This is a genomic window from Brevundimonas sp. AJA228-03 (genome assembly GCF_017795885.1).
GTDB lineage: Bacteria > Pseudomonadota > Alphaproteobacteria > Caulobacterales > Caulobacteraceae > Brevundimonas.
Map to the genome: position 1 here is coordinate 493,218 of NZ_CP059297.1, position 26,334 is coordinate 519,551.

At 69.8% G+C, this 26,334-nt stretch carries 19 protein-coding genes; 11 read left to right on the forward strand and 8 right to left on the reverse strand.

Features of this window, described 5'->3' with window-relative positions; all coding sequences use genetic code 11:
• Window positions 1–253: 253 nt before the first annotated feature.
• From HZ989_RS02595 to HZ989_RS02625, 7 genes are all read left to right on the forward strand, one after another.
• Complete coding sequence (locus HZ989_RS02595; protein ID WP_209322096.1) at window positions 254–1,147, forward strand: aldo/keto reductase; 894 nt, start codon at window positions 254–256, stop codon at window positions 1,145–1,147.
• 182 nt (window positions 1,148–1,329) lie between these two features.
• On the forward strand, window positions 1,330–4,014 hold the full coding sequence (gene mutS, locus HZ989_RS02600) for a DNA mismatch repair protein MutS (protein WP_209322097.1): 2,685 nt from the start codon (window positions 1,330–1,332) through the stop codon (window positions 4,012–4,014).
• Window positions 4,011–6,683 carry a [protein-PII] uridylyltransferase gene (glnD, locus tag HZ989_RS02605; RefSeq protein ID WP_209322098.1) on the forward strand — a complete coding sequence of 891 codons (2,673 nt, stop codon included), beginning with the start codon at window positions 4,011–4,013 and terminating at the stop codon, window positions 6,681–6,683. The genes mutS and glnD overlap by 4 nt, the downstream gene beginning before the upstream one ends.
• 184 nt (window positions 6,684–6,867) lie before the next feature.
• Window positions 6,868–8,463, forward strand: a complete 1,596-nt coding sequence (gene murJ / locus HZ989_RS02610; protein WP_209322099.1) for a murein biosynthesis integral membrane protein MurJ — start codon at window positions 6,868–6,870, stop codon at window positions 8,461–8,463.
• Window positions 8,463–9,509: a tryptophan--tRNA ligase gene (gene trpS / locus HZ989_RS02615; RefSeq protein WP_209322100.1), complete on the forward strand. Its 1,047-nt coding sequence runs from the start codon at window positions 8,463–8,465 to the stop codon at window positions 9,507–9,509. The genes murJ and trpS overlap by 1 nt, the downstream gene beginning before the upstream one ends.
• 73 nt (window positions 9,510–9,582) lie before the next feature.
• Complete coding sequence (locus tag HZ989_RS02620; RefSeq protein WP_209322101.1) at window positions 9,583–10,272, forward strand: GNAT family N-acetyltransferase; 690 nt, start codon at window positions 9,583–9,585, stop codon at window positions 10,270–10,272.
• An 11-nt stretch (window positions 10,273–10,283) separates the two neighbouring features.
• The gene (locus HZ989_RS02625) at window positions 10,284–10,742 is read left to right on the forward strand and encodes an OsmC family protein (RefSeq protein ID WP_209322102.1); all 459 of its coding nucleotides are present in this window, start codon (window positions 10,284–10,286) and stop codon (window positions 10,740–10,742) included.
• Between the two features lie 3 nt (window positions 10,743–10,745).
• Here the strand turns inward: HZ989_RS02625 and HZ989_RS02630 are convergent, their stop codons facing one another.
• The 5 genes from HZ989_RS02630 to rpe all read right to left on the reverse strand — a co-directional run bounded on the left by HZ989_RS02630 (window position 10,746) and on the right by rpe (window position 16,753).
• Window positions 10,746–11,504 carry a dienelactone hydrolase family protein gene (locus HZ989_RS02630; RefSeq protein ID WP_209322103.1) on the reverse strand — a complete coding sequence of 253 codons (759 nt, stop codon included), beginning with the start codon at window positions 11,502–11,504 and terminating at the stop codon, window positions 10,746–10,748.
• A gap of 210 nt (window positions 11,505–11,714) precedes the next feature.
• Entirely contained in the window at window positions 11,715–13,319 is a 1,605-nt protein-coding gene (gene purH, locus HZ989_RS02635) for a bifunctional phosphoribosylaminoimidazolecarboxamide formyltransferase/IMP cyclohydrolase (protein WP_209322104.1), read from the reverse strand.
• Between the two features lie 88 nt (window positions 13,320–13,407).
• Window positions 13,408–14,277 (reverse strand): oxygenase MpaB family protein, encoded by an 870-nt coding sequence (locus HZ989_RS02640; protein ID WP_209322105.1) that lies wholly within the window; start codon window positions 14,275–14,277, stop codon window positions 13,408–13,410.
• Window positions 14,277–16,094, reverse strand: a complete 1,818-nt coding sequence (locus HZ989_RS02645; RefSeq protein ID WP_209322106.1) for a heparinase II/III family protein — start codon at window positions 16,092–16,094, stop codon at window positions 14,277–14,279. Before HZ989_RS02645 ends, HZ989_RS02640 begins: the two co-directional genes overlap by 1 nt.
• Window positions 16,091–16,753, reverse strand: coding sequence for a ribulose-phosphate 3-epimerase (gene rpe, locus HZ989_RS02650; protein ID WP_209323016.1), 663 nt, complete (start codon window positions 16,751–16,753; stop codon window positions 16,091–16,093). The genes HZ989_RS02645 and rpe overlap by 4 nt, the downstream gene beginning before the upstream one ends.
• A gap of 124 nt (window positions 16,754–16,877) precedes the next feature.
• On the opposite strand from rpe, the gene HZ989_RS02655 reads away from it, so the two are divergent.
• Together HZ989_RS02655 and HZ989_RS02660 are read left to right on the forward strand one after the other, a co-directional pair.
• The gene (locus tag HZ989_RS02655; protein WP_209322107.1) at window positions 16,878–17,543 is read left to right on the forward strand and encodes a DUF4893 domain-containing protein; all 666 of its coding nucleotides are present in this window, start codon (window positions 16,878–16,880) and stop codon (window positions 17,541–17,543) included.
• A gap of 17 nt (window positions 17,544–17,560) precedes the next feature.
• Window positions 17,561–18,766 carry an NAD(P)/FAD-dependent oxidoreductase gene (locus HZ989_RS02660; RefSeq protein ID WP_209322108.1) on the forward strand — a complete coding sequence of 402 codons (1,206 nt, stop codon included), beginning with the start codon at window positions 17,561–17,563 and terminating at the stop codon, window positions 18,764–18,766.
• Between the two features lie 160 nt (window positions 18,767–18,926).
• Here the strand turns inward: HZ989_RS02660 and HZ989_RS02665 are convergent, their stop codons facing one another.
• Both HZ989_RS02665 and HZ989_RS02670 read right to left on the reverse strand, forming a co-directional pair.
• Complete coding sequence (locus HZ989_RS02665; protein ID WP_209322109.1) at window positions 18,927–20,543, reverse strand: serine hydrolase; 1,617 nt, start codon at window positions 20,541–20,543, stop codon at window positions 18,927–18,929.
• Window positions 20,544–20,610: 67 nt separating this feature from the next.
• The gene (locus tag HZ989_RS02670) at window positions 20,611–21,252 is read right to left on the reverse strand and encodes a LysE family translocator (RefSeq protein WP_209322110.1); all 642 of its coding nucleotides are present in this window, start codon (window positions 21,250–21,252) and stop codon (window positions 20,611–20,613) included.
• Window positions 21,253–21,412: 160 nt separating this feature from the next.
• On the opposite strand from HZ989_RS02670, the gene clpB reads away from it, so the two are divergent.
• A complete protein-coding gene (gene clpB, locus HZ989_RS02675) occupies window positions 21,413–24,001 on the forward strand; it encodes an ATP-dependent chaperone ClpB (RefSeq protein WP_209322111.1) in 2,589 nt (862 codons plus the stop codon).
• A 64-nt stretch (window positions 24,002–24,065) separates the two neighbouring features.
• Here clpB and HZ989_RS02680 read toward each other — a convergent pair whose 3' ends face one another.
• Window positions 24,066–24,929: a toll/interleukin-1 receptor domain-containing protein gene (locus HZ989_RS02680; RefSeq protein WP_209322112.1), complete on the reverse strand. Its 864-nt coding sequence runs from the start codon at window positions 24,927–24,929 to the stop codon at window positions 24,066–24,068.
• Between the two features lie 1,037 nt (window positions 24,930–25,966).
• On the opposite strand from HZ989_RS02680, the gene HZ989_RS02685 reads away from it, so the two are divergent.
• Complete coding sequence (locus tag HZ989_RS02685; RefSeq protein WP_245162425.1) at window positions 25,967–26,275, forward strand: endonuclease domain-containing protein; 309 nt, start codon at window positions 25,967–25,969, stop codon at window positions 26,273–26,275.
• Window positions 26,276–26,334 lie beyond the last annotated feature (59 nt).

Here is a 26,334-nt window from a genome sequence, read left to right on the forward strand (position 1 = left end):
ACGCCACTGCTCTGTGCCGGTTCCGCCGCGTCGCAGCATTCGGAGGGGAGAGAGGCAGTAGGCAGTAGGCAGTGGGCAGTAGGCAGTGGGGATGAGCCAGGTCGCTGCCGGGGGGAGGGGCCTGTCTGGCAGCCCATTCGCACAAGGTCCTTCTACTGCCTCCTGCCCACGGCCTATCGCCGTTACCCCGGTAACACTCCGTAAGGGTCTCCCTCAGCCTCCCTTAAACTTTCGCGGTCACGATCGACCGGTGATGTCCTCCTCCTGTCCCTCTCCGGTCGCGAAACTCGCCCTGGCGGTCGTGACCGAGCCGGAGCGCGCGCTTCCCGCGCCCGTCGGCGCGCGCGAGGAGGCGATGCGCACCCTGCTGCAGACGGCGGCCGATTCCGGCGTTTCGATCGTCGCCACCCGGCCGACCGGCGATGCGGAGCGTCTTCTGGGTCAGGCCTGGCCCTTCCCGTCCCCCTTTTCCGTCACCGTTCGCACCGTCGCCCTGTCGGAAGGGCTCGACCGGGTCGAGGCCCGCGCCCGGCGGTCTCTGGAGCGGATGGGCCTGCCGCGCGCCGACACGCTTCTGGTCTCGGGCGCGACCGATCTGGCGGGTGCCGAGGGCCGTGCCCTGTGGGACCGGATGCTGGCGCTCAGGGATCGCGGCCTGTTTCGCCGCATCGGCTTTCTGGCGACCATGGAGGACGGACCGACCCTTCTGGCGCGCCGCTATCAGCCCGATGTGGTCCAGATCGCCTGCAATATCCTGGACCAGCGACCGGTGACCGAGGGGGTCCTGTCCGACCTGGCCGGCCTGGGCGTCGACGTCCACGTGTCGTCGGTTTTCGCACATGGTCTGCTGTTCGCCAGTCGCGAGACCCTGCCCGCGCATCTGACCCACCAGGGCGTGGTCCTGTCGCGCACCCGCCGTCGCCTGGCCGAGGCCCGCATTGACCCGATGCAGGCCGCGCTCGCCTTCTGCCTGGGTCTGCCGCCGGTCGCCGCCGTCGTCGCCAGCGTCGCCTCGGCCGCCGAGCTGCGCGCGGTCCTGGCCGCCGCCCATGCGCCACGGCCCGATCTGGACTGGGACGCGCTGGCCCTGCCGGAGCCGGCCGCGCTCTCCACGCGCCCCAGGGACCGCATCAGCGACGCCGCCTGATCCGGCAGGGGGGAGAGGGACCGCCGCGCGCTGGGGCGGGCGTTGAGGGGGCACTCCCCGGACGCTGATCCCTGCCTCGGGCCCCTCCGTCATGGTACGAAGGCGAGCCGATCCTCAAGCCCTCGAATGGGGGAGGATTCGCTTGAGCCGGGCCGTGCGATCCGTCACCCTGACGGCCGCCCATGAACGCCCCCCTGTCCCATCCGCCGAAGGTCGAAGCCCAGGACGGCGTCACGCCCGTGATGGCCCAGTTCCTGACGGCCAAGGCGTCGCAGCCGGATGCGATCCTGTTCTTCCGCATGGGCGACTTCTACGAGCTGTTCTTCCGGGACGCAGAGGTCGTGGCCGCCGCCGTCGGTATCACCCTGACCCGGCGCGGCAAGCATCTGGGTGAGGACATCCCCATGTGCGGCATGCCGGTTCATGCCGCCGAGGGCTATATCGCCCGGCTGATCCGCCAGGGTTTCAAGGTCGCCATCTGCGAGCAGATGGAGGACCCGTCCGAAGCGAGAAAGCGCGGATCGAAAGCGGTGGTCCGGCGCGACATCGTGCGGGTGGTGACGCCGGGCACCCTGACCGAGGAGGCCCTGCTGGATGCGCGCGGGGCCAACCGGCTGGCGGCCGTGGCGATCCGCAAGGGCCGGGCGGCGGTGGCGGTGGTCGAACTGTCGGCCGGGGCGGTCGATTGCGTGGCCTGCGACATCGGCGACCTGGGCGCGACCCTGGCGGCGTTCCGGCCCAGCGAGGTGCTGGTCACGGACAAGGCCTTTTCCGATCCGGTGCTGAAGGCGGCGCTGGACGGGTCGGGCGGCGTGGTCCAGGCCCTGGCGTCGGCCGTGGCCGAACCGGTGGCGGCGGGCGGTCGGGTGGCGCGGCTTTACGGCGTCGCCTCGCTGGACGGGTTCGGAGCCTTCGAGGAAGCAGAGGTTTCGGCGCTCGGCCTGATCGCCGCCTATCTGGAGACGACCCAGGCAGGCAAGACCCCGGCCCTGTCGCCCCCGCGTCGATCGGGAGATGCGGGGTTTCTCGCCATTGATCCGGCCACGCGGCTGAGCCTGGAAATCGACCGGACGCAGAGGGGCGAGCGCGAGGGATCGCTGCTGGCCTGCATCGACCGGACGGTGACCTCCGGCGGCGCACGGGCCCTGGCCGAGCGAATCGCCCGACCGCTGCGGAATCCGGTCGAAATCAATCATGGACTCGATGCGGTCGAATGGCTGCTGGAGCGGCGGTCGCTGCGCCGCGACCTGCGCGACGGGCTGAAGGCCTCAGCGGATGTGGCGCGGGCCGTGTCGCGGCTGGCGCTGGGGCGGGGCGGACCGAGGGACCTGGCCGCGATCCGGGCGGGACTGACCATCGCCGAGGTGCTGGCCGGACTGTTCATCGTCGCGCCGGATCCCCTGACCGGACCGCCGGCGCGAATCGCCGGCTGTCTCGATCGCCTGACCCTGTCGCCCGGTCTGGCGCGCTTGAGGCTCGACCTGGCGGAAGGTCTGGCCGAAGAACCGCCGCATCTGGCGCGCGACGGCGGTTTCGTGAACCCGGGCTTCCGGCCCGAGCTGGACGCGGCCCGGACGCTCCGCGACGACAGCCGCCGGGTCGTCGCCGACCTGGAGGCCCGCGCCGTGGCCGAGAGCGGCGTGCCGTTCAAGGTGCGGCACAATGCGGTGCTGGGATATTTCCTCGAAACGACGGCCAAGCACGCCGAGCCGCTGTTCCGGGCCGGGCCGGAGAGCCCCTTCATCCATCGCCAGACCCTCGCGGCCCAGGTGCGGTTCACGACGGTCGAACTGTCGGAACTGGACGCGAAGATCAGCCAGGCGGGCCACCGGGCTCTGGCCATGGAGGGCGAGACCTTCGAGGTCTGGCGCCACACGGTGCAGGAGCTGGCGCAACCGCTTCAGGCCGTGGCCGATGCCCTGGCCGAGCTGGATGCGACGTCCGCCCTCGCCGAATGGGCCGAGGAGGTCGGGGCGGTGCGGCCCGGGGTGGACGACAGCCGCGTGTTTTCCGTCTCGGCCGGGCGTCACCCGGTGGTCGAGGCGGCGGTGAAGAGGGCGGGCGATCCCTTCACGCCCAACGACTGCCGGCTGGATGGCGACGGGCGGGGCTGCGCGCGCCTGTCGATCGTCACCGGACCCAATATGGCGGGCAAGTCGACCTTCCTGCGCCAGAACGCCCTGCTGGTCGTCCTGGCGCAAGGGGGCTGTTTCGTGCCCGCGAAGGCGATGCGACTGGGCGTCGTCGACCGGCTGTTCAGCCGCGTCGGGGCGGGCGACGACCTGGCGCGCGGCCGGTCCACCTTCATGATGGAGATGGTCGAGACCGCCGCCATCCTGACCCAGGCGACGCCGTCCAGCTTCATCGTTCTGGACGAGATCGGGCGCGGCACCGCGACCTATGACGGGCTGGCCATCGCCTGGGCCTGCGCCGAGGCCCTGCACGACGTGAACCGGTCCCGGACCCTGTTCGCCACCCATTACCACGAGCTGGCGCGGCTGGAGGAGCGGCTGGACCACGTCTGCAACCTGTCCATGCGGGCGCGCGAGTGGAACGGCGACCTCGTCTTCCTGCACGAGGCCGTGCCGGGGGCGGCGGACCGGTCCTACGGGGTGCAGGTGGCCCGGCTGGCGGGCGTGCCCCCGGCGGTGGTGGCGCGGGCGCGGGCCGTACTGGACCGGCTGGAGAGCGAAAAGGCCGCCCAGGGCCGTCTCGACGACCTGCCGCTGTTCGCCGTCATGGAACCGCCGCCCGCCCCCCTGTCTTCGGCCGTCGATGACGCGGTGGCCGCGCTGGATCCCGATGCGATGAGCCCGCGCGAGGCGCTGGAGGCGCTCTATCGGCTGAAGGGTCTCAGCCGCCCGTGAGCGACACCCTCGACGCCCGTCTCGACGCCATCGTCTCCGGCCCCGGCGTCCGCCCGGCCGTCGCGGCGATCCTGAAGGCCCATTACGACGCGGCGCGCGAGAAGATCGCGACGAAACTCGCCAACGGCCTGCCGGGGGTCGAGGTCGCCCGCCTGTATGCCGCCGCCGCCGACGACCTGCTGGTCGCCCTGTGGCGGTTCACGACCGAGACCCTCTATCCGTCCCACAATCCGACCGAGGCCGAGAAGCTGAGCCTGATCGCCGTCGGCGGCTATGGCCGGGGCGTGCTGGCCCCCTTCTCCGACCTCGACCTGGTCTTCCTGCGGCCGTGGAAGACCACCGCGCGGACCGAGACGGTGGCGGAGTTCATGCTCTATGTCCTGTGGGACCTCGGCCTCAAGGTCGGGTCGGCGGCGCGATCGGTGGAGGAGGCGCTGTCGCTGGCCCGCAACGACATGACGATCCGCACGGCCCTGCTGGAGGCGCGGCCGCTGGCGGGCGACGCCGCCCTGACCGAGACCTTCCTGTGGCGCTTCCGGGGCATGGTGACCAATGCCGATCCGCGCCCCTTCATCGCCGCCAAGATGGAGGAGCGCGACGGCCGCCACCAGAAGGCCGGGGCGACCCGCTACCGGGTCGAGCCCAATATCAAGGACGGCAAGGGCGGCCTGCGCGACCTGAACGCCCTGTTCTGGATCGCCCGGTCGCTGGCCCCCGAAAGCCCGCTGGGGGCCAGGGTGCTGGACGAACTGCTGACGGCCCGCGAGCGCCGGACCTTCGAGGAGGCGTTCGACTTCCTGTGGCGGGTGCGGTGCCATCTGCATCTGGCGGCGGGGCGGGCCGAGGAGAAGCTGACCTTCGACCTGCAGCCCGAGGTCGCCCGCCGCATGGGCTGGCGCGGGCGCGGCGACGAGCCGGCGGTCGAGCGGTTCATGCGGCGATATTTCCTCGTCGCCCGCGACGTCGGGGCCCTGACCCGGGCCATGAGCGCGACGCTGGAGGCCCGCCAGCAGAAGAAGACCCTGAGCCTGTCGCGCCTGATCCCGGGGCGAAAGCGGAACCTGGGCGTGCCCGGCTTCGTCGAGGACGGCGGACGGCTGTCGGTCACGGGGCCGGAGGTCTTCGCCGCGGACCCGGTCCGGCTGCTGACCCTGTTCGCCACGGCCGACCAGCACGATCTGGACGTCCATCCCCACGCCTTTTCGGCCGTGACCCGGTCGCTGTCGCTGGTGACGCCCCGGCTGAGGCGCGACCCGCGCGCGACGGCCGCCCTGCTGTACGTCCTGGCCCACGGCCAGCGACCCTATCGCGTCCTGACCCTGATGAACGAGGCGGGGCTGCTGGGCCGGTTCCTGCCGGAGTGGGGCCGGATCGTCGGCCAGACCCAGTTCAACATGTACCACGCCTATACGGTCGACGAGCACACGCTGCAGGCCATCGGCATCATCAACGACATCCAGCGCGGCAAGCTGAAGGACGAACACCCCCTGGCCACCGAGGTGATCCATCTGATCGCCGACCCCGAGGCCCTGATGCTGGCCATGCTGCTGCACGATGTCGGCAAGGGCGGCGAGCGCGGCCAGCTGGAAGACGGGGCCATCGCCGCGCGCCGGGCCTGCGAGCGGCTGGGCATGGAGACGCGGCGGATCGAGATCGTCGTCTGGCTGGTGCGCCATCACCTGGCCCTGTCGGACTATGCCCAGAAGCGCGACATCTCCGACCCGGCGACGGCGCAGGCCTTCGCCGAGATCGTCGGCGATCCCGAACGGCTGCGGATGCTGCTGGTCCTGACCGTGGCCGACATCCGCGCCGTCGGCCCCGGCGTCTGGAACAGCTGGAAGGGCCAGCTGATGCGCACCCTGTACGGCCGGGTCGAGGCCCTGTTCCGGGGCGAGGACGCGGTCGGGGCCGATCCCCTGGCCGACCATGCCGATCTGGTCGCCCGCGCCTGCACCACCGGCGCGGCGGCCGAGGCGCGTCAGGGACCGGGCACCATGGAGGCGACGACCGAGATCGCGCTCGCCGCCCGCGACCGCCCCGGCCTGTTCGCCGACCTGACCGCCGTTCTCGCCGCCGCCGGAGCCGATGTGGCCGGGGCCCGGGTCACAACCGCCGCCGACGGCACGGTGCTGGACGTGTTCCAGGTCCAGGACGGGGCCGACCGCCCCTATGGCCAGGACGAGCCGCGCCGCCTGACCTCCCTGATCGCGGCTCTGGAGGCGGCGGCGCGCGGCGAGACGCCGGTGGCCCCGCCCGCCATGCCCGCCCCCTCGCCGCGCCGCGCCGTGTTCGACGTCCGTCCCGTGGTCATGATCGACCCCGCCGCCAGCGAGGGGGCGACGGTGATCGAGGTCTCCGGCGCCGACCGGCCGGGCCTGCTGGCCGAGTTGTCGCGCACCCTGTCCGACCACGCCCTGTCGATCCGCTCGGCCCATGTCGCCGGCTTCGGCGAGCGGGCCGTCGACAGCTTCTATGTGACCGATGCGAAGGGCCGGAAGATCACCTCCGAGGCGGTGCTGGACGAGGTCCATGCGGCGCTGGAGGCCGTGCTGGACCGCGCGCCCGCCCCCCCCCAGGGCCGCCGCATCACCGCCGCCCGCGCCAGCGCCCGCGACGTCTCCGACCTGCGGCCGAGGAAGTCCATTTCGCCCCGGGCGGAACCGCGCTAGAGCCTGATCGGCTGAGGTGGGATCGCTTAGCGATTCCGCCGATGCCGTGAATCAGGCTCCGGAAATAAGCGAGGGCATGATTCACGTTTTCGGCTGGACCCACTCCGTGGGTCCACCTCAAACGATCATGCCCTGGGCGCAAACATCTCCCCGCGAGCCTGTCTTTCCGAATGAGCGTCCGTCCATGAGCCTGGCCCGCAACACGCTCGTTCAGGCGACCCTGACGCTCGGCAGCCGCCTTCTGGGCTTCGCGCGCGACCTGGTCCTTTCGGCCCGCTTCGGCCAGGGGCCGATGATGGACGCCTTCACCACGGCGCTGATGCTGCCGAACATGTTCCGCCGCCTGTTCGCGGAGGGGGCCTTCGCCCAGGCCTTCGTGCCCATCTATGGCGGGGTCCGGGCCCGTGACGGCGAGGAAGCGGCGGCCGTGACGGCCTCGGAGGCGCTGAGCTTCATGTTCGCCGTGGTGGCCGGGTTCTGCATCCTTCTGCAGGTCGCCATGCCCTGGATCATGCCGTTGCTGCTGTCGGCCTGGAAGGACGACAGCGGGGTGATGTTCGCGGCCACCACCGCCGCCCAGCTGACCATGCCCTATCTGGCCTGTATGACCATCGCGTCCCTGCTGTCGGGCGTGCTGAACACCTCGGGCCGGTTCGCCCTGTCGGCGGGCGTGCCGGTGTTTCTGAACCTGTGCACCCTCGTGCCGCTGCTGGCCCCCGGCTTTCTGCCGATGAGCCAGCCGAGCACCCTGCTGGCCACCTCCGCCGCCGTCACCGTCTCCGGCGTGATCCAGGCGGGCCTGTTGTGGTGGGGCGTGCGTCGGCTGGGCATCCGGCTGAATCTGTCCTGGCCGCGCCTGACGGCGGGCGTGGCGCGCACGCTGAAACTGGCCATTCCCGGCGTCCTGGCGGGCGGTGCCCTGCAGCTGAACTCGGTCGTCAGCCAGCTGCTGACCGGGTCGAACGAGGGGGCCCGCTCGGTGCTCTACAACGCTGATCGCCTGTACCAGCTGCCGCTCGGCCTCGTCGGCGTCGCCATCGGCCTCGCGCTCGTGCCGCGCCTGACCAGGGCCTTCGTCAGTGGCGATCACGAGGGCGGGCGGCGGACGCTGGACGACGGGCTCACCCTGTCGATGGCCTTCACCCTGCCGGCCGCCGTGGCGCTGTTCGTCCTCCCTTTCTTCATCATCGACGCCACTGTGACGCGCGGGGCCTTCACCAGCGCTGACGCGGCCCGGACCGCCGATGTGCTCCGCCAGTTCGCCTGGGGCGTACCCGCCTTCGTCCTGGCCAAGGTCCTGACCCCGCCCTTCTTCGCGCGCGAGGATACGCGTCGGCCGATGATCTTCGCCGTCATTTCGGTGGCGGTGACCGTCGCCCTGGGATCGGGCCTGTTCTTCTGGTTCAGCCGGATCGGCGTGGACGGGGTGCTGGGTCTGGCCATCGCCACCTCCGTCTCGGCCTGGATCAATGTCGCCCTTCTGGGCGGAACCCTGATCCGGGAGGGCGTCTGGGCCCCCTCGGGGCGGTTCGTCGGCCGGTTCTCGCGGGTTCTGGCCGCCAGCGCCGTCATGGCTGCCCTCCTGATCCCCGCCAGCATCTTCTATCGCGACCTCAGCCAGATCCTTCTCGCCAAGGAGATTGCGGTGATCGCAGTCGTCGGCGCGGGCGCTCTGGTGTATGGCGTCTGCATCGTGCTTTTCCGCGCCGTCAGCGTCTCCGAACTGAAGGCGACGTTGAAGCGTGAACCCGGAGCGCCCGCTTCGACCGGACTGGATTGATGACCGACGCCGCCCCGACCGACACACCTGCCTACGCCGGCCCGCGCCGCATCCTGTCCGGCATCCAGGCCTCGGGCGCCCTGCACCTGGGCAACTATCTGGGCGCGCTGAAGCGGTTCACGGCGCTGCAGGACAGTGGCGCGCCCTGTTTCCTGTTCGTGGCCGACCTGCATGCCATCACCGTCTGGCAGGACCCGGCCCTGCTGGCCGCCCAGACGCGCGAGATCGCGGCCGCCTATATCGCCTCGGGCCTCGATCCTGCGACATCGACCATCTTCCCGCAGTCCGCCGTGCGGGCCCATTCGGAACTGGCCTGGATCCTCAACTGCGTCGCCCGCCTCGGCTGGCTGGACCGGATGACCCAGTTCAAGGAGAAGTCCGGCAAGCACAAGGAGCGGTCCTCGGTCGGCCTCTATACCTACCCCGTGCTCCAGGCTGCCGACATCCTGCTCTACAAGGCCACCGAGGTGCCGGTCGGCGAGGACCAGAAGCAGCATCTGGAACTGACCCGCGACATCGCCGCAAAGTTCAACACCGACTTCAGTGCGCCGGGCTTCTTCCCCCTGCCCGAGCCCCTGATCCAGGGCCCGGCGACCCGGGTCATGTCCCTGCGCGACGGGGCGGCCAAGATGTCCAAGTCCGACCCCTCGGACCAGAGCCGCATCAACCTGACCGACGACGCCGACACCATCGCGGCCAAGATCCGCAAGTCCAAGACCGACATGGGCGTGATGCCCGCGCCGGGCGAAAGCCTCGACGACCGGCCCGAGGTCCGCAACCTGATCGCCATCTATGCCGCCCTGTCGGACCAGACGCGCGACGAGGTGACCGCCCGGTTCGCGGGTCAGGGTTTCGGGGCCTTCAAACCCGCCCTCGCCGATCTGGCCGTCGCGTCCCTGGCGCCCGTCACGGCCGAGATGCGCCGCCTGATGGACGACCCGGCCGAGATCGACCGCGTCCTGAAGGACGGAGCCGAGCGCGCCGCCGCCATCGCCGATCCGGTGGTGGACGAGGTCAAGCAAATCGTCGGCTTCTGGCGGTCCTGAAACCTCGCGGGTTCCGGACGCGACGGCCTGATAACGGCTGACGAACCCCGGGCGACGGCGTAGAGGCGAGACCATGCCCCACCCTCTCGACCGTGCCGTCTGGAACGCCCTGACCACCCGTCTGGCCGGTTTCGTCACGCCGGATTCCGATAGCCATGCGGTGCGGATCGATCCGGAGGTGGGCGTCTTCCTGTCCGGTGCCGACGCCACGCGCGAAAGCCTCGCGGCCATGGCCGATCTGGTCCGGCGGTATCCCGGCGCGGGGATCGTCGAAAAGACCGGCGGCCCGATGGCCGCACCCGATCTGCCGGGCGTCGCGGTCGTCGACCGCATTCCCCTGGTTCAGATGGTCGCCATCGCCCTGACGCCGGGCGGTCCCGACCGGGCTTTCGAGACCCTGACCGAGGCCGATGCGCCGGACATGCTGGCCCTGGCGACCCTGACGAAGCCGGGTCCGTTCCGGTCGGCGACGCGGCGGCTGGGGCCGTTCATCGGGATCCGGTCGGAAGGGCGGCTGGTGGCCATGGCCGGGCGACGGCTGCGGGTCGACGGCTTCACCGAGCTGAGCGGCGTCTGCACCCATCCCGACTGGCGCGGCCGGGGCTATGCGGCGGCTCTGTCGCGCGCCGTGGCCGGAGAGATCCTGGCGGCGGGCGAGGGCGTCTTCCTGCACGCCTTCGCCGAGCATCCCGCCACCATCGCCTTCTACCGGTCGCTGGGCTTCGAGGTCCGGGCGGAGATGACCTATACGATCCTGGGCTGAGGGAGGCCGCCATGAGCGAACACGTCGCCACCATCGAATGGAGCCGGGGCGATCAGGCCTTTGCCGACAACCGCTATTCGCGCGCCCACGACTGGCGCTTCGACGGCGGGGCGGTGGTGCGGGGGTCTTCGGCCCCGACCAGCGTGCCCCTGCCGATGTCGGACCCCGCCGCCGTCGATCCGGAGGAGGCCTTCGTGGCGGCCCTGTCCAGTTGCCACATGCTGTTCTTCCTCGCCTTCGCAGCGAAGGCCGGGTTCGTGGTCGACCGCTACCGGGATGCGGCGGTGGGCGTGCTGGGCCGCGATGATCGCGGCAGGATGTCGATGACGGTCGTGACCCTGCGCCCGGAGGTCGCTTTTGCAGGCGATGCGCCCGACGCGGAAACGGTGGCGGACCTGCACCACCGCGCGCACGAGGCCTGCTACATCGCCAATTCGGTCAGAACCGCGGTTCGCGTCGAGCCGGCCTGAGGCTCAATCCACCGAGGGCGCGACCGCCGTGTCCTCCAGCAGGGCGACGAACCGGCGGATCGCCTCCCGGGTCAGGTCGGGGTCGTAGCGCATCGGCAGGGCGGTCATCGGCTCATCGAAGCTGTGGGTGCCGTCGGCGATCCAGGTCTCGATCTCGGTGCCACAGTTCCGGACCATGGCGTGCACCCGTTCGGCATTGCGCACGGTGGTCAGGTGATCCTTCGCCGAGATCACCGCCAGGGTCTTCGGACAATGCTTCCAGGGCCGCATCCGGTTCAGGGCGGCGATACCGACATAGGGATAGGCCAGATAGGTGGCCTGGACCCCCTCCAGCGACACGGCACCCGGATCGGCCACGCCCAGCGACGGACCCGACCGGTCCGCGCTCATCGCCTCCATGATGCCCCAACCCCCGTGGCTCCAGCCCGCCAGCACCAGTTTCGAGCCATCGACGTCGGGCCTTTGCGACACGCCCTGGATCGTCGCCAGGATGTCCCCCGCCCGCTCGTGCCCGCGCAGCAACAGGCCGGTGCAGACCGTGGCCATGGCGAACTGTCGGCTCCAGCCGCGCGGCGCATAGGAATCCACGATCACCGCCCGCCACCCGGCCGCCTTGGCCGCCGCCGCATACATCGGCAGATGTCCCCTCAGTCCGCCGCAGCCGTGGAACAGCAGCGCCGTCGGCCGGGGCCGGTCGTCATCGGGGCCGACGACGGTGGTAAAGGGCAGAAGCTTGGCCCAGCGGGCGGATAGGGTGTCCATGTGTATTCCTACATCCTTCTCCCCTTGCGGGAGAAGGTGGCCGAGCCCCCCGGTCCGATCTTCGATCGGCCGGAGGACAGGCTCCGCGAGGTCGGATGAGGGGTGACACCCGGTCTCGCCAATGAGGGGCCTGCCAGACACAGCTCTTCAGCGTCGTCGTACCCCTCATCCGGCCCTGCGGGCCAGCTTCTCCCGCAAGGGGAGAAGGAATCAATGCCTGAAAACCCGCACGTCCGTGAAGGCCATGGCGATTCCCTGTGCGTCGGCCGCGGCGATGACCTCCTCGTCGCGCAGGGAGCCGCCGGGCTGGATCACCGAGGTGGCACCGGCGGCGACGGCTTCCAGCAGGCCGTCGGCAAAGGGAAAGAAGGCCTCGGACGCGCAGGCCGACCCCTGGGCCAGCGAATGGGCCAGGCCTTTGGCCTCTCCGGCCTCGCGGGCGCGGATGGCGGCGATGCGGGCGCTGTCGCGGCGGTTCATCTGGCCCGCGCCGATGCCGGCGGTCTGGCCGTCCTTCGCATAGACGATGGCGTTGGACTTGACGTGCCTGGCCACGGTGAAGGCGAACAGCATGTCCTCGATCTCCTGCGGCGTCGGCGGACGGCGGGTGACGATCTTCAGGTCCGACGGCCGGATCAGGCTGCGGTCGCGGCTCTGGACGAGGAAGCCCCCGGCGACGCTGCGGAACACCTCGCCCGGACCGTGCGGGTCGGGCAGGCCGTCGGTGATCAGCAGGCGCAGGTTCTTCTTGCCCGCGAAGACGGCCCGGGCCTCTTCGTCCGCACCCGGGGCGATGACCACCTCGGTGAAGATGTCGGTGATGGCGCGCGCATCCGCCCCGTTCAGGGGCCGGTTGACGGCGATCACCCCGCCGAAGGCCGAGACGGCGTCGCATTCCAGGGCACGGGCATAGGCTTCGGACAGATCCCTGCCGATCGCCACGCCGCAGGGGTTGGCGTGTTTGACGATCACGCAGGCGGGGGCCGCGAACTCGGCGACCAGCTCATAGGCGGCGTCGGCGTCGGCGATGTTGTTGTAGCCCAGTTCCTTGCCCTGGATCTGGGTCGCGTGGGCGACGCCGGGGCGAGCCTCGCCGGTACGGTAGAAGGCCCCCGTCTGGTGCGGGTTCTCGCCATAGCGCAGGGTCTGGGCCAGCGATCCGGCGATCGACTTGCGGGCCGGGGCGGCGTCCTCCAGCTGGCCGGCGAACCAGCCGGAGACGGCGGCATCATAGGCGGCGGTGCGGGCGAAGGCGCGGGCGGCCAGGCGCTTGCGCAGGGCCAGCGAGGTCGTGCCGTCGGCCTTCAGCGCCGCGACGATCTCGCCTATCGAGGCCGCGTCCACGGCCACGGCGACATAGCCGTGGTTCTTGGAGCCCGAGCGGATCATGGCCGGGCCGCCGATGTCGATATTCTCGATCACGGCGTCGAAACCGGCCCCGGAAGCAACCGTTGATTCGAAGGGATAAAGGTCGATCCAGACCACATCGATCGGGCCGATGCCGTGTTCGTCCATGGCCGCCCTGTGGTCGGCAGCGTCGCGCACGCCCAGCAGGCCGCCGTGGACGACGGGGTGCAGGGTCTTGACCCGGCCGTCCATCATTTCCGGGAAGCCGGTCAGGTCGGCCACGTCCTTCACCGGCAGGCCGAACCCCGCGATGGCCGCGCGGGTGCCGCCGGTCGAGACCAGTTCCACCCCTGCCGCGTGCAGGGCGCGGGCCGCGTCCTCCAGCCCGGCCTTGTCCGAGAGCGAAATCAGGGCGCGGACGGGTCTGACGGCATCGGGCGCGGGCGGAAAGTCGGGAGCGGCGGGCATGGGGGCGGTCCTGGGAGGGCGGTCGGGGGAGGGGCGTGGGACGCGCGGCCCTTAGCACCCGTCGCCGCGCCGCGTCACCCCGAGGCTTTCAGGAAGATGGCGCATCCGCCGCCCGCACCCCGGCGAAGGTCCAGCGCAGGGTCCTGGCCAGCCCCATCGTCCCGGCCCGCACCAGGGGCCGCGTCAGGACCGGGGCCGACAGGCCGTGCATCCGCCGCGCCCAGACGGGCAGCAGCTCGACCCCCGCCTGCAGCGTCATGGTCTGGATCGGGGCGGTGGCCGGGCTGGACGGGGGCTGGCTCAGCACCAGACGGGCCACCTCGCGGGTGCGGTCGTCGACGCGCAGCTGCGGCCGCATCCGGTCGATCAGGCGGCGCGCCTCCAGCTTGCTGCGAGGCAGGGGATCGGCCCCCAGCATGGCCCCCATGGTCGCCATCTCGACGAAATACCGGTCCTGATCGGCCGCCGACATGTCCGGCTCGCCATAGCGGATCCAGCCGTGCAGGAAGCTCCAGCACTCCGTCACATGGACCCAGGCCAGCAGCTCGGGATCGGAGACGCGATAGGGCTCGCCCGACGGCAGGGTCCCGCCCAGATGGCTGTGGATGGTCCGCACCCGGTCGATGGCCCGGGTCGCCTCTTCCGGCCCGCCATAGGTGGTCATGGCGATGAACCGCGCGGTTCGCCTGAGCCGCCCGTGCATGTCGGCGCGGAAGTTGGAGTGGTCCCAGACCCCCGCCAGCACCCGGGGATGCAGCATCTGCAGCAGCAGGCCCGAGACCCCGCCGACCAGCATGCCGACCACGTCGCCATGGACCCGCCAGGCGACGGAGGCCGGCCCGAACAGCCCGTCGGGGCGGCGCACGATCGGCGTCTCCCCCTTGGTCGGGTCGTTGAACATGGCCACCACCTGGCGCGCGATCGCCCGCCGGGTTCGAAGGGCCAGCGGCACGCGCATCAGACCGGATCGCCGGCGGCCCCGGCGGGGGAAAGCTTCCAGCGGATCCTGGTTTCCGCATCCGTCCGGGCCGATCCGCGCACCACGATCTGCAGGGACCGCCGCGTCAGCCCGTCCTCGACATGGACCGAAGGCTCGATGGCCACGTCCGGTCCGTCGGTCCGGAACCACCAGCCCCGCCCCGAATGGCCGCGCAGCAGGATGGAGCGCCGGTCGCGCGCCAGCGACGCCTGCGCCCCCGGCTCCAGATGGAAGCGGACCGCATAGGGGGCGGCGATGGCCCGGACGGTGTCGCGGTGATCGGGCGACGGATGCAGCCGCTCCTCGGCCCGCAGCTCGTCCAGCCTCTGGTCCAGATACAGGCGGCGCTGGTGCAGCAGCCCGTACTGGACGGCCCAGGCGTCGTGCTCGATCTCCAGCCAGACGGCCCCGTCGCCATCGCGTTGTTCGGCGCTGCAGTTGTAGGGGCGTCCGTACAGACGGGGCCCCAGAAGCTCGCCCTTCCAGCCGCCCAGTGGTTCGGCGAACGACTGCTCGCCCAGGGTCAGGGTCGAGTGGCCGGGGGCCAGCCGCAGGCCCTGCCGGTCGGCCGCGCGGGGTGTCCAGCCGCAGCCGGTGATCAGCCGGTCGCGCCCGCAGACGATCTCCAGCGCCAGGGGCTGGGCGCAGGCGGTCTCGGACCAGGCTCCCTTTCCGGGAGACCCCGCGTCGGCGACGATGGTCAGCAGCGGCGAGCGGATGCGCGTCAGGCCGCCGACGGTTCCGGCCACGCCTCCGGGTGGCTCGACATGGTCGTCGTGGGCGCGCGCCGCCGCGACGCGTGCCGGCGTGGAGGGCCCACCGCCCTGGAAGGCGGTCAGCCGCCCATCCGGCAGGGTCTGCAGCCGCAGCGCCGTGGTCAGACGCACGATCGCCCCGGCCATGGCCTCGGGCGCCGGCTCCGACAGCTGCGACAGGGCATCGTTCAGGCTCAGGAGGTCCAGCAGTAGCTCCAGTCCGGCCTCGGGACTGCGCGAGGTATGGCTGCCATCCCCGAACACGGTGACGCGCAGGGCACCGGTCAGACGTGCCAGGGCCGTGCGTCGGATTCGGCCCCCCGACCGCCCCGCCAGAACGCAGCCCGCCAGGGCGGCCGCGACCAGGCGTTCAGCCTTGCCCGCCAGTCCGCCGGGCGGTCGCAGCAACTGACGCGCCTGACGGCCGAGGATGTCGGCCAGCCTCAGCCGGTCGGCCTCGGACGCCACCGCCCCCATCCGCCGGGCCGCGCAGGCCAGGTTGAAAGTCCGCCGCGCGAGGATCTGCGGGTCCCAGGCGAAGGGCGACCAGCGCGCGAAGGCCTCGGACCAGATCAGGGTCAGGCGCACGGCCTCTCGCGCCCCGCGATCCTCCTGCAGCATCAGCGACGGCAGCCAGACGAAGGCGTGCAGGTCGGTGGCGAAGGCCCTGGACGGACTGGGCCGGTTGAACGGATCGGCCGGGGCCTCCGCGTCCAGATTGGATCCGGCCAGATGGAACCGTCCCCCCAGGATCGCCTTGCCCAGGGCTGGCTCGGTCGGGCGAAAATCGCGCGGCGTGGCGGCGAAGGCGACCGCCCTTCCGGCCGCCAGCGTCATGGCATAGCCGGGCAGGCCATACAGTTCGATCCACATCTGGCGCGTCAGCATGCGTCCGGTGATCGCGGGCCAGAGCGTCGGGCCGGTCTGGACCCCCGAAGCCCGTACCGGCGTGCGCACCGGTGCGCCCCTGAGGCCGGGGATGGCGCCTTCGCCGACGCCCGGCGACGCGGCCCGCTCGGACGGGGGCCTGACCGGGTTCATGCGGCCTTCAGCGCGGCGATGTTGGCGGCATAGGCGTCCGGCCCGCCCTTGAACACGGCGGTCCCGGCGACCAGGGCGTCGGCTCCGGCGGCGACACAGGCTCCGGCATTGGCCGCCGTCACGCCGCCGTCGACCTGCAGGTGCGCTTTCGACCCGGCGGCATCGAGCATCGTCCGGGTCCGTTCGATCTTCTTCAGGGTCGAGCCGATGAAGGACTGACCGCCGAACCCCGGATTGACCGACATCAACAGCACCAGATCGACCAGATCGATCACCTCCTCCAGCACGCCCGGAGGCGTCCCGGGATTCAGCACCACCCCGGCCCTCGCCCCCAGCTGGCGGATGCGACCCAATGTTCGGTGCAGGTGCGGCCCGCTTTCCGGATGGACGGTCAGAATGTCGGCCCCGGCCTCGCGATAGGCCTCCAGCCATGGATCCACGGGCGCGACCATCAGGTGGACGTCGAACGGCAGGGTGGTGTGGGGGCGCAGCGCCTTCACCACGTCCGGGCCGAGGGTGATGTTGGGCACAAAATGGCCGTCCATGACGTCGACGTGGACCCAGTCGGCCCCCGCCGCCTCGATCGCGGCGACCTCCGCGCCCAGTTTGGCGAAGTCCGAGGCCAGGATGGACGGGCAGATCAGGGGCGTTGTCGGCATGGTCAGGGGATAGGCCCGGAGCGCGACAGGGGCAAGCGCGGAGGATCGCTTCGCGGGATCGGCTTGACGTGGCGGCCCGGCTGGGGCTCCGTCCGCGACATTGGTGCCGCCCCCCGGAGTGTCCATGCGTCCTTCCCGCCTCTGCAGCCTGATCGTGCCGCTGATCCTCGCCGCCTGCGCGGCCACGCCACCGCCTCCCCCGCCGCCCCCGCTGTCGGCCACGACGGCTACCGGCAGCATCAACACCCGGGCGCTGCGCGACTGGCGCGGCATCGTCCGGTCGGTCGATCGCGACCGCTACGCACGCCGTGACGCGGCGTGGCAGCTGGCTCTGGAACAGGCGCGCCGCCAGACCGGCTCGGGCGACCTGAGGTCGCTGGGCGACCTGATCGATCCGGACGCGGCCCGCCGTGACGTCACCCCGCCCGTGGGCGCATATCGCTGCCGGACGGTCAAACTGGGGTCCCAGGGCGGGGAGCAGGGTCTGGGCTATGTCGTCTACGACTGGTTCGCCTGCCGCATCGAGGCCACGCCGCGGGGCCTGAAATTCTCCAAGACCACGGGATCGCAGCGTCCGTCCGGCCTGCTGTTCCCCGAAGACGACCGGAAGATGGTCATGCTGGGGTCCCTGGCCCTGGCCGCCGAACCGCCCGCCAACTCCTACGGCCAGCGGCCGGAACGCGATCTGGTCGCGGTGCTGGAACGCATCGGCGAGGCGCGCTGGCGGCTGGTCATCCCCTGGCCCCAGAGCGAATCCAATCTCGACCTGATCGAACTGGTCCCGGCCTGAGCGGGCCCCGGGCGAGCGTGAAAGGTCCTGCGGACGTCGCCATCGCCGGTGCCGGTCCGACCGGTCTGGCGCTCGCCCTGATGCTGAGGCGTCAGGGCCGGCGCGTCGTCGTCCACGAACGGTTCGATGCCCCGCGCCCCGTCGGCGCGGGCTTCATGCTGCAGCCGACCGGGCTTCATGTGCTGGACCGGCTGGGTCTGACGCCCCGGATCACCGCCCTGGGCCAGCCGCTGAACCATGTGTTCGGGCGGGAGGCGCGCCGTCGCCGGATCGTGCTGGACGTCAGATATTCGGACCTGAAGACGCCCCGCCCCGACGGAATCAACGCCCTGGGCGTCCACCGCGCGAGCATCTTTCACGTCCTGCACGACGCCTGCCTGGCCGAGGGCGTGGCGTTCCAGACCGACACCGAGGTCGTCGCCGCATCCGGCGGGCGACTGACCACGGCCCGGGGCGGGGTCGGTCCGGCCTTCGACCTGGTCGTCGACGCCTCGGGCGCGCGCTCGCCGATCGCCCACGCCCTGCTCGTCGCCCAAGGCTCACGCCGCGCCGAACTGCCCTGGGGCGCGCTGTGGGCCACCGTGCCCTGGCCGGGGGCGCCGTTCGACGAGGGCGCGCTGGAACAGGTCTATCGCGGGGCCTCGCGCATGATCGGCGTCCTGCCCTGCGGCACCCGGCCGGACGGCCCCGACCGGCTGGCGACCTTCTTCTGGAGCCTGAAACACGCCGATCACCCCGAATGGCGGGCGACCGGACTGGAGCCTTGGAAGGCCGAGGTCCGCGCCCTGTGGCCCGAGGTGTCTCCGGTCCTCGACACGATCACCGACCCGGATCAGCTGACGCTGGCCCGCTATGGCCACCACACCCTGCCGCTGCCGGTGGCCGACCGTCTGGCCGTCGTCGGCGACGCGGCCCACTCCACCAGCCCCCAGCTGGGTCAGGGCGTGAACATGGGACTGCTGGACGCCCAGGCTTTGGCCGATGCGCTGGACACCCACGCCGACCTGACGGAGGCGCTTTCGGCCTATGCCGCCGCGCGGCGCTGGCACGTGCGGCTTTATCAGGCCCTGTCGATGGGCTTCACCCCCTTCTACCAGGCCGATGGCCACACCCTGCCCTGGGTCCGCGACCATGTGCTGGGCAAGCTGGCCCGCCTGCCCTTCGCGGCCCGGATGCTGGCGGCGACCGTCTCGGGCGTGCTGCTGGATCCGAGGACGCGATGATCCTTCTCCCTCCCCCCGCAGGGGGAGGGCAGGCGCGCAGCGCCGGGTGGGGACGGCAAGGCACAGCACAGGGGACCTGCGTCCGTATCGCCTTGCCCGCCCCACCCGGTCTACGCTTCGCTCCGACCACCCTCCCCCGCAGGGGGAGGGAGAAGGATCGTCATACCCGCGTCAGCCTCAGGTCCTGGTAGTCGTAGCTGAAGTCGATGTCCGGGCTGACGCCCTTGACGGTCGCCCGGACCGGCCGCCCGTCCTCGATCTCGAAGGTGATGAAGGCGTCTTCCTCGCGCCGGTCGGGGAAGCGCGTCCGCATCGTCTCGCCGTCATAGGGCTCCAGCGGCCCCTGCAGCGACGGCGTGTGGGTGAAGCTCAGCCACAGGGTCACATCGCGCGCCTCGATCGTGATGTCGCCGTACCAGGGATCGCGCCAGGTGCCGACATAGGCCGACAGGGGCAGGGACGGCCTGGCCCCCGCCGCCTGTTTCGCATCGATCTCGACTGCCGCCGCCAGCGACTTCGCCGTGCCGTCGGCCTCCAGCTTCTTCGAATCGGCGATCCAGTCGAAGCCCGTCTTGCCCATGACGATGTCGGCGAGGCCGCTGCGCAGGGTCCGCAGCAGGAAGCTCTCCTCCGCGTTCGAGAAGACGCAGAAGCCTGCGTTGCGACCCGGAATCAGCACTGTCGCCGAGATCCCGCCGGGCGAACCGCCGCCGTGGCTGATCAGCCGCTCGCCACGATAGTCCTGGACCTGGAAGCCCATCGCATAGGTCGAGGCGATGGCCCGGCCGGGCAGGGCGGCCGTCGGCCCCTCGCTGCCCGAGATGATGATGTTGGGCCGCCACATCTCGCGCGCCGTGTCTTCCGAGAACAGCCGTGTGCCGTCCGGCAGGAGGCCGAGGTTCAGCCGCACCGCGATCCATTTCGCCCAGTCGGTCGAGGTGGTGCAGATGCCGCCCGCCGCCGCCGCATTGTCCCAGTTCCAGACCTCGGCGATGCTGTCGGCGATCTGCGTCATCGCGCCCTGGTAGCGCAGAGGCGGGCCGACGCGGGCGTGGGGCAGGGCCGATTTCGCCGGATCGGCCAGCCGCGCCAGGGGCACGGTGTCGGCCATGCCGACCCGGTCCAGCACCCGGGTCTGGACGAAGTCCTCCCACGTCAGGCCCGAGACCGCCTCCAGCACCGCGCCCGCGATCACGAACATCAGGTTGCAATAGTGGTAGCGCGCCCGGAAGCCGTCCTCGATCGGCACGAAGGCGGCCTGGGCCACGACCTCGGCCCGCGTCCTGTCCGTATTGGGCCAGAACAGCAGGTCCCCGGCCCCCAGACCGAACCCCGCCCGGTGGCTGATCGTGTCGCGCACCGTGATGTGCTCGCCGATATAGGGGTCCGACAGGGTGAAGCCGGGCAGATAGGTCCGCACCGGTTCGTCCCACTTCACCCTGCCCTCGTCGACCAGCATGGCCAGGCAGGCGGCCGTGACGTTCTTGGTGTTCGACGCAATGGCGAACAGGGTGTGTTCGTCGGCCCTGGCCGCCTGCCCCTGCACCTTGACGCCATAGCCTTTGGCCAGCACGGCCTGGCCGTCCCTGACCACTGCGATACCGAGCGCGGGCTGGTCCGGCCAGGCGGCCAGGCAGGCGGTCACGAAGGCCTCGACCTGATCCGCCAGCGCGCCTGCGTCGTTCGCGGCCTCCCGCGTCCAGCCCGTGGCGGGCATGGCCATGGCCCCGAGGCCTGCGGACATCAGGGCCGAACGGCGGGTCAGCGAAAGCGACATGGGCGGTCTCCGGGGGTCAGGCGGCGACGCTATCGCGTGCGGGCCTGCGCTGTCCATGCGATCGCCCTCAGCCCCGGGTCTCCCACGCCATCCAGACCGCCACGACCGCGATCCCCAGCGCCATTGCGCCTCGTGTCCAGCCCCCGCCGACCCGCCCGGCCACCATCCCCGCGACCCGCGATGCCCCCATCACGATGGAGCCGTGCACGACCACGCTGACGACCAGATGCAGCGACCCCAGCGTCAGGGCCTGCGACAGGGTCGATCCATGATCGGGCCGCAGAAAGGTCGGCAGCAGCGCCACATAGAAGACCGCTGCCTTGGGGTTCAGCAGATTGCCGGTCAGGCCGCGCAGGAACAGCCCCTGCCGTGTGCCGCCGTCCGCCACAGGATCCCGACCGGGCTCGCCCCCGCGCCAGGCCTCCCATGCCAGCCAGAACAGGAAGGCCACCCCGGCCCAGCGCACGATCTGGAACGCCAGCGGCCAGATCAGCAGCACCCGCGTCAGGCCGAAGGCCGAGGCCACCATCCACACCCCGAGCCCCAGGGTGATGCCCGCCACCGCCGCCAGACCGGCCGTCCGCCCCCGCCCCGCGGCCACCAGCGCCAGCCACCCCATGTTCGGCCCCGGCGTCAGCTCGATCAGCGACACCGCGACCAGAAACGGCAGGATCACGGACGGATCGACGGGCCAGAGGGCGTGGGGCATGGGCCGATCCTAGTCCCTTATGCCCCCTTGTGTGACCCTTTGCCCGCGACCACCTTTGCCCCAGATCAAGGCGTCGCTTCATGGAAGGGCGTCTTGTTCGGCCTCAAGTCGCGCGAAGCGCGGTAGGCCAGACATCAGCTCCGCCTTTCAGGGGAACCGCATGAATCTCGACCTCTATTCCGACCGTGCCAAACAGGCCGTCCAGTCCGCCCAGTCGCTGGCCCTGGCCCGCAAGCACCAGCAGTTTGCCCCCGAGCACCTGCTGAAGGTGCTGCTGGAGGAGCGCGACGGTCTGGCCCGCACCCTGATCACCGCTGCCGGGGGCGATCCCGCCAAGGCCACCGACGCTGCCGAGGCCCTGCTGAAGAAGCGCCCCCAGGTCGAGAGCACGAACAGCCAGCTCTATCTGGACGGCGCCACCGCCCGGGTCTTCGCCCATGCCGAGGCTGCGGCGAAAAAGGCCGGCGACGCCTTCGTCACCACCGAACGGATTCTGGCGGCCATCGCCCGCGAGGGCGGCCCGGCCGGGGACGCCCTGACGGCCGCCGGCGTCACCGCCGACAGGCTGGATGCGGCCGTCGCCGATATCCGGAAGGGCAAGACCGCCGACTCCGCCGGGGCCGAGGACGCCTATGAGGCGCTGAAACGCTATGCCCGCGACCTGACCCAGGCCGCCCGCGACGGCAAGATCGACCCCGTCATCGGCCGCGACGAGGAGATCCGCCGCACCATCCAGGTCCTGGCCCGCCGCACCAAGAACAACCCCGTCCTGATCGGCGAGCCCGGCGTCGGCAAGACCGCCATCGTCGAGGGTCTGGCGCTCCGCATCGTCAACGGCGACGTTCCCGAGAGCCTGAAGGACAAGGCGGTGATGGCGCTCGACATGGGCTCCCTGATCGCCGGGGCCAAATACCGCGGCGAGTTCGAGGAGCGGCTGAAAGCCGTGCTGGGCGAGGTCACGGCCGCCGAGGGCCAGATCATCCTGTTCATCGACGAGATGCACACCCTGGTCGGGGCCGGAAAGGGCGACGGCGCCATGGACGCCTCCAACCTGCTGAAGCCCGCGCTGGCGCGCGGCGAGCTGCACTGCGTCGGGGCCACGACCCTGGATGAATACCGGAAATACATCGAGAAGGACGCCGCCCTCGCCCGCCGCTTCCAGTCGGTCTTCATCGACGAGCCGAGCGTGGAGGACACCGTCTCCATCCTGCGGGGGCTCAAGGAGAAGTATGAGGTCCACCACGGGGTCCGCATCAGCGACAGCGCCATCGTCGCCGCCGCCACCCTGTCCAACCGCTACATCACCGACCGCTTCCTGCCGGACAAGGCCATCGACCTGATCGACGAGGCCGGGTCGCGCGTGCGGATGGCCGTGGATTCCAAGCCGGAATCGCTGGACGAGATCGACCGCCGTCTGGTCCAGCTCAAGATCGAGCGGGAGGCCCTGAAGAAGGAGACCGACACCGCGTCGAAGCTGCGCCTTGAGAAACTGGACGACGAAATCAGCGACCTGCAGGTCGAATCCGACGCCCTGACCACCCGCTGGAAGGCCGAAAAGGACAAGGTCGGACAGGGCGCGCAGCTGCGCGAGACCCTGGACCGCCTGCGCGCCGAACTGGCGGCGGCCCAGAGGAACGGCGACCTCGGCCGCGCGTCCGAGATCGCCTATGGCCAGATCCCCCAGATCGAGAAATCCCTCGCCCAGGCCGAGGCCGACGAGAACGCCGGCGGCGGCCCGCTGACGCCCGAAGTCGTCGACGCCGAACAGATCGCCGCCGTCGTCTCCCGCTGGACCGGCGTTCCCGTCGACAAGATGCTGGAGGGCGAGCGCGAGAAACTGCTGTCGATGGAGGATGCGCTCCGCGGCCGCGTCGTGGGTCAGGACGCGGCGCTGGAGGCCGTCGCCGACGCCGTCCGCCGGGCGCGCGCCGGCCTGAACGACCCCAACCGCCCGCTGGGCAGCTTCCTGTTCCTCGGCCCCACCGGCGTCGGCAAGACCGAGCTGACCAAGGCGCTCGCCGCCTTCCTGTTCGACGACGAGACCGCCATCACCCGCATGGACATGTCGGAATATATGGAGAAACACTCGGTCAGCCGCCTGATCGGCGCCCCTCCGGGCTATGTCGGCTATGACGAGGGCGGGGCCCTGACCGAGGCCGTGCGCCGCCGTCCCTATCAGGTCGTCCTGTTCGACGAGGTCGAAAAGGCCCACCCCGATGTGTTCAACGTCCTGCTCCAGGTGCTGGACGACGGCCGCCTGACGGACGGGCAAGGCCGCGTGGTCGACTTCAAGAACACATTGCTGATCATGACCTCCAACCTCGGCTCCGACGCCCTGGCCAACCAGAACGAAGGCGACGACGTCGAGGCCGTGCGCCCTTACGTCATGGAGGCCGTCCGCGCCCATTTCCGGCCCGAGTTCCTGAACCGCATCGACGAGATCATCCTGTTCCGCCGCCTCGGCCGCGACCAGATGGCCGGCATCGTCCGCATCCAGCTGGCCCGTCTCGAAAAACTGATGGCCGACCGCCGCCTGACCCTGTCCATCGACGACGGCGCCCTCGCCTGGCTGGCCGACAAGGGCTACGACCCCGTCTATGGCGCGCGCCCGCTGAAGCGCGTGATCCAGAAGGACCTGGTGGACCCGATGGCCAAGAAGCTGCTGGCGGGAGCGCTGGAGGACGGCTCGGTGATCGCGGTGTCAGCGGGGGCGGAGGGGCTCAATATAGGAAAAGTCCAGGTCCACTAGGACCTGGCCCGATTGTCATCCCGGGCCGCCCTTGCGGACCCGGGATCGGGAAGGCGCGGGTGGATTAGGGCACTGGCTGGTCCGGCTCGAAGTTCACTTGTTTAATGTGCTCTCGCGCTTGTCTAATGTTGTTGTCCAAATGGACGAAGGTGTCGAAGCCCGTGTCCTTCCCCATACGGCGGTAAGTGAACACGACACCGAAAGATTCCGGCTCGGAAGCCACATTCCATGCCACAAATTTTTCGAACTGATCAGAAATTACTGGTGCTGGAACGAGTGGACTGTTTTCGATATCGTTATCGAGAACTTCCAACACGTGAGAAATGTAATCGCTTGTTTTTCCCAATCTGCGCTGTTCTCTGAAATTTCTGGCTGCCGCAGGATTGCAGATTATTGTGCAGCGGCTGACTATTACGTAGCTAGGGCCATGGTCGACGAAATGGAGACGGATGATCTCGTTTCCATCATGGTCTGTCATCCAATCGACCGCCCAATCAGTGATAAATTCGGGCTCTTCGAATCTAGCTTGAAATGGGTTGGATATGCCGGCTAGCGCCGCATCGATATCTGCCAAAGCTTTGTCAGGGTCTGCGCGAAAATCTGCGTAAAGCTTGTCACGAAGAAACAGCGGCATCTCACAGTCATCGATTCTGCACGGCAGAATGATCGACCGCTTCTCTTCGATTTCCCGAACCAATGCTGCGTTCAACTCGCGGCGGCACCAAAGGGAATCAACGGAGTTTTTCGAGATTACGAGAATGACCGCGCTTGACTGCGTGAGTGCGGCCTCGATTTTCTCCGTCAGAGAATCGCCGACTTTAAGCTCCCAACGATCAACCCAAACGTTGTGCTTCAGCGCCACAAGCTGTCGCGCGAGACCGTCCACAAAAGGACTGTCGGCCTGCGAATAGCTTATAAAAATCGGCATCGGTTGTTGGCTTTCGAACTTGGTTCAATTTTTCGCCGGCGTCACCGTTGGAATTTAAGCATCAATTTGAGGCTCAAAAAACAACTACGGTGAGACCGTTGACGGAAGCCACTAGCGGGGCCAGTGTCGCGAAGTTCGGATATACCGAACAAAAGACGCCCTCCCGACGGCAATCGGAAGGGCGTCCAGTAGATGGCCCCTTTTGGAAGGGGGCCGGTCTTTGCACTTGAACGGCCTTGGACTGGACGCTCAGGATCGGGACGCTGCCTGTTTGAAAGAGCGGTGGCGTCCCAACCCCTTCAACTAACTCCTGATGCGGTGTTTCGGTCAACCGGCAAGAAACGGCTTGCCGCGAACTAAATTGTTTGACTCAGCTAAAGCCAAATCAGGCCTAAGAAATTGGCGGTTTCGCCAGTTCGGCGAACGACGCTTAGCTCAGCAAACAGCATTGGAAGCCGAGGTTTAGCTCTAGAGAATTGAGCGGGTGTCTTCTTGAGGAGATGATTCGCGCAGCCAAGAAGTGTCAAAACTTGCTGTTCAGATGTTCGGGATCTTGAGGCGCGCGACTGGTTGAGGAGAGCTCGGCGCTATCAACCATCATGTCGAGCTGTGGTCAGGTCCAAAGGCCCCCGCGTCTCCACGGGGGCCTCCGGTCTTCTCGCCGCCGGGCGTTCCCGGCCCAAGGGTTGATGACGACCTTGATGCAGCCGTCGGTCTTTTCCTGGACCATCGTGCAGGCTTCCGGGCCGGCACCCCTGTCCCTTCTCCCCTTGCGGGTGGAGGAGGAGCGCAGCGCGATCCGACGACGGGTGGCAGCCGAAGGCTGACGGATGAGGGGGCGCACGGGAGGGGCCGGTGAGGGATCCGGCGGAGGACGCAGGTTCGACGTCTGAGTGACCCCTCATCCGACCTCGCTGCGCTCGGCCACCTTCTCCCGCAAGGGGAGAAGGGCCGCTGATTCGACGTCCAGCGAACATTGTTCTATCTTTGTTCTCATGACGCCGACGAACGCATGGTTGCAGTCGCGGGCGAAGGCGATGCGCCGCGCGCCGGTGCTGTACGAGCGGCGGATGTGGGCCCTGCTGCGGGACTGCTGCCTCGAAGGGCTGAAGTTCCAGCGGCAAAAGGTCATCGGCCGCTACATCGTCGACTTCGTCTGTTTCCGGCATCGGCTGATCGTCGAGGCCGACGGGCCGCAGCATGAGGACCCGGAGGCGGACGCCGCCCGCGATGCCTGGCTGGCGGCGCAGGGATTTCGCGTCCTCCGCTTTCCCAACCGCCAGATCGAGAACCGCAGCCACGAGGTCATAGCCGCCATCCGCGCCGCCGCCGCACCTCAGACCTGAGCGCATCGGACGGATTGAACTCGGAACGGGAGAGCGCGTGTCCGCTTCGCCGACCCGAA

Bases quoted from the DNA above. Each gene is read 5' to 3' on its own strand.
- HZ989_RS02630 (WP_209322103.1), bottom strand. From the start codon at position 11,504: ATGGACACCCTATCCGCCCGCTGGGCCAAGCTTCTGCCCTTTACCACC.
- HZ989_RS02640 (WP_209322105.1), bottom strand. From the start codon at position 14,277: ATGCGCGTGCCGCTGGCCCTTCGAACCCGGCGGGCGATCGCGCGCCAG.
- clpB (WP_209322111.1), top strand. From the start codon at position 21,413: ATGAATCTCGACCTCTATTCCGACCGTGCCAAACAGGCCGTCCAGTCC.
- rpe (WP_209323016.1), bottom strand. From the start codon at position 16,753: ATGCCGACAACGCCCCTGATCTGCCCGTCCATCCTGGCCTCGGACTTC.
- murJ (WP_209322099.1), top strand. From the start codon at position 6,868: ATGAGCCTGGCCCGCAACACGCTCGTTCAGGCGACCCTGACGCTCGGC.
- purH (WP_209322104.1), bottom strand. From the start codon at position 13,319: ATGCCCGCCGCTCCCGACTTTCCGCCCGCGCCCGATGCCGTCAGACCC.
- trpS (WP_209322100.1), top strand. From the start codon at position 8,463: ATGACCGACGCCGCCCCGACCGACACACCTGCCTACGCCGGCCCGCGC.
- HZ989_RS02645 (WP_209322106.1), bottom strand. From the start codon at position 16,094: ATGAACCCGGTCAGGCCCCCGTCCGAGCGGGCCGCGTCGCCGGGCGTC.
- HZ989_RS02655 (WP_209322107.1), top strand. From the start codon at position 16,878: ATGCGTCCTTCCCGCCTCTGCAGCCTGATCGTGCCGCTGATCCTCGCC.
- HZ989_RS02625 (WP_209322102.1), top strand. From the start codon at position 10,284: ATGAGCGAACACGTCGCCACCATCGAATGGAGCCGGGGCGATCAGGCC.
- HZ989_RS02670 (WP_209322110.1), bottom strand. From the start codon at position 21,252: ATGCCCCACGCCCTCTGGCCCGTCGATCCGTCCGTGATCCTGCCGTTT.
- HZ989_RS02665 (WP_209322109.1), bottom strand. From the start codon at position 20,543: ATGTCGCTTTCGCTGACCCGCCGTTCGGCCCTGATGTCCGCAGGCCTC.
- HZ989_RS02680 (WP_209322112.1), bottom strand. From the start codon at position 24,929: ATGCCGATTTTTATAAGCTATTCGCAGGCCGACAGTCCTTTTGTGGAC.
- mutS (WP_209322097.1), top strand. From the start codon at position 1,330: ATGAACGCCCCCCTGTCCCATCCGCCGAAGGTCGAAGCCCAGGACGGC.
- HZ989_RS02595 (WP_209322096.1), top strand. From the start codon at position 254: ATGTCCTCCTCCTGTCCCTCTCCGGTCGCGAAACTCGCCCTGGCGGTC.
- HZ989_RS02685 (WP_245162425.1), top strand. From the start codon at position 25,967: ATGCGCCGCGCGCCGGTGCTGTACGAGCGGCGGATGTGGGCCCTGCTG.
- HZ989_RS02620 (WP_209322101.1), top strand. From the start codon at position 9,583: ATGCCCCACCCTCTCGACCGTGCCGTCTGGAACGCCCTGACCACCCGT.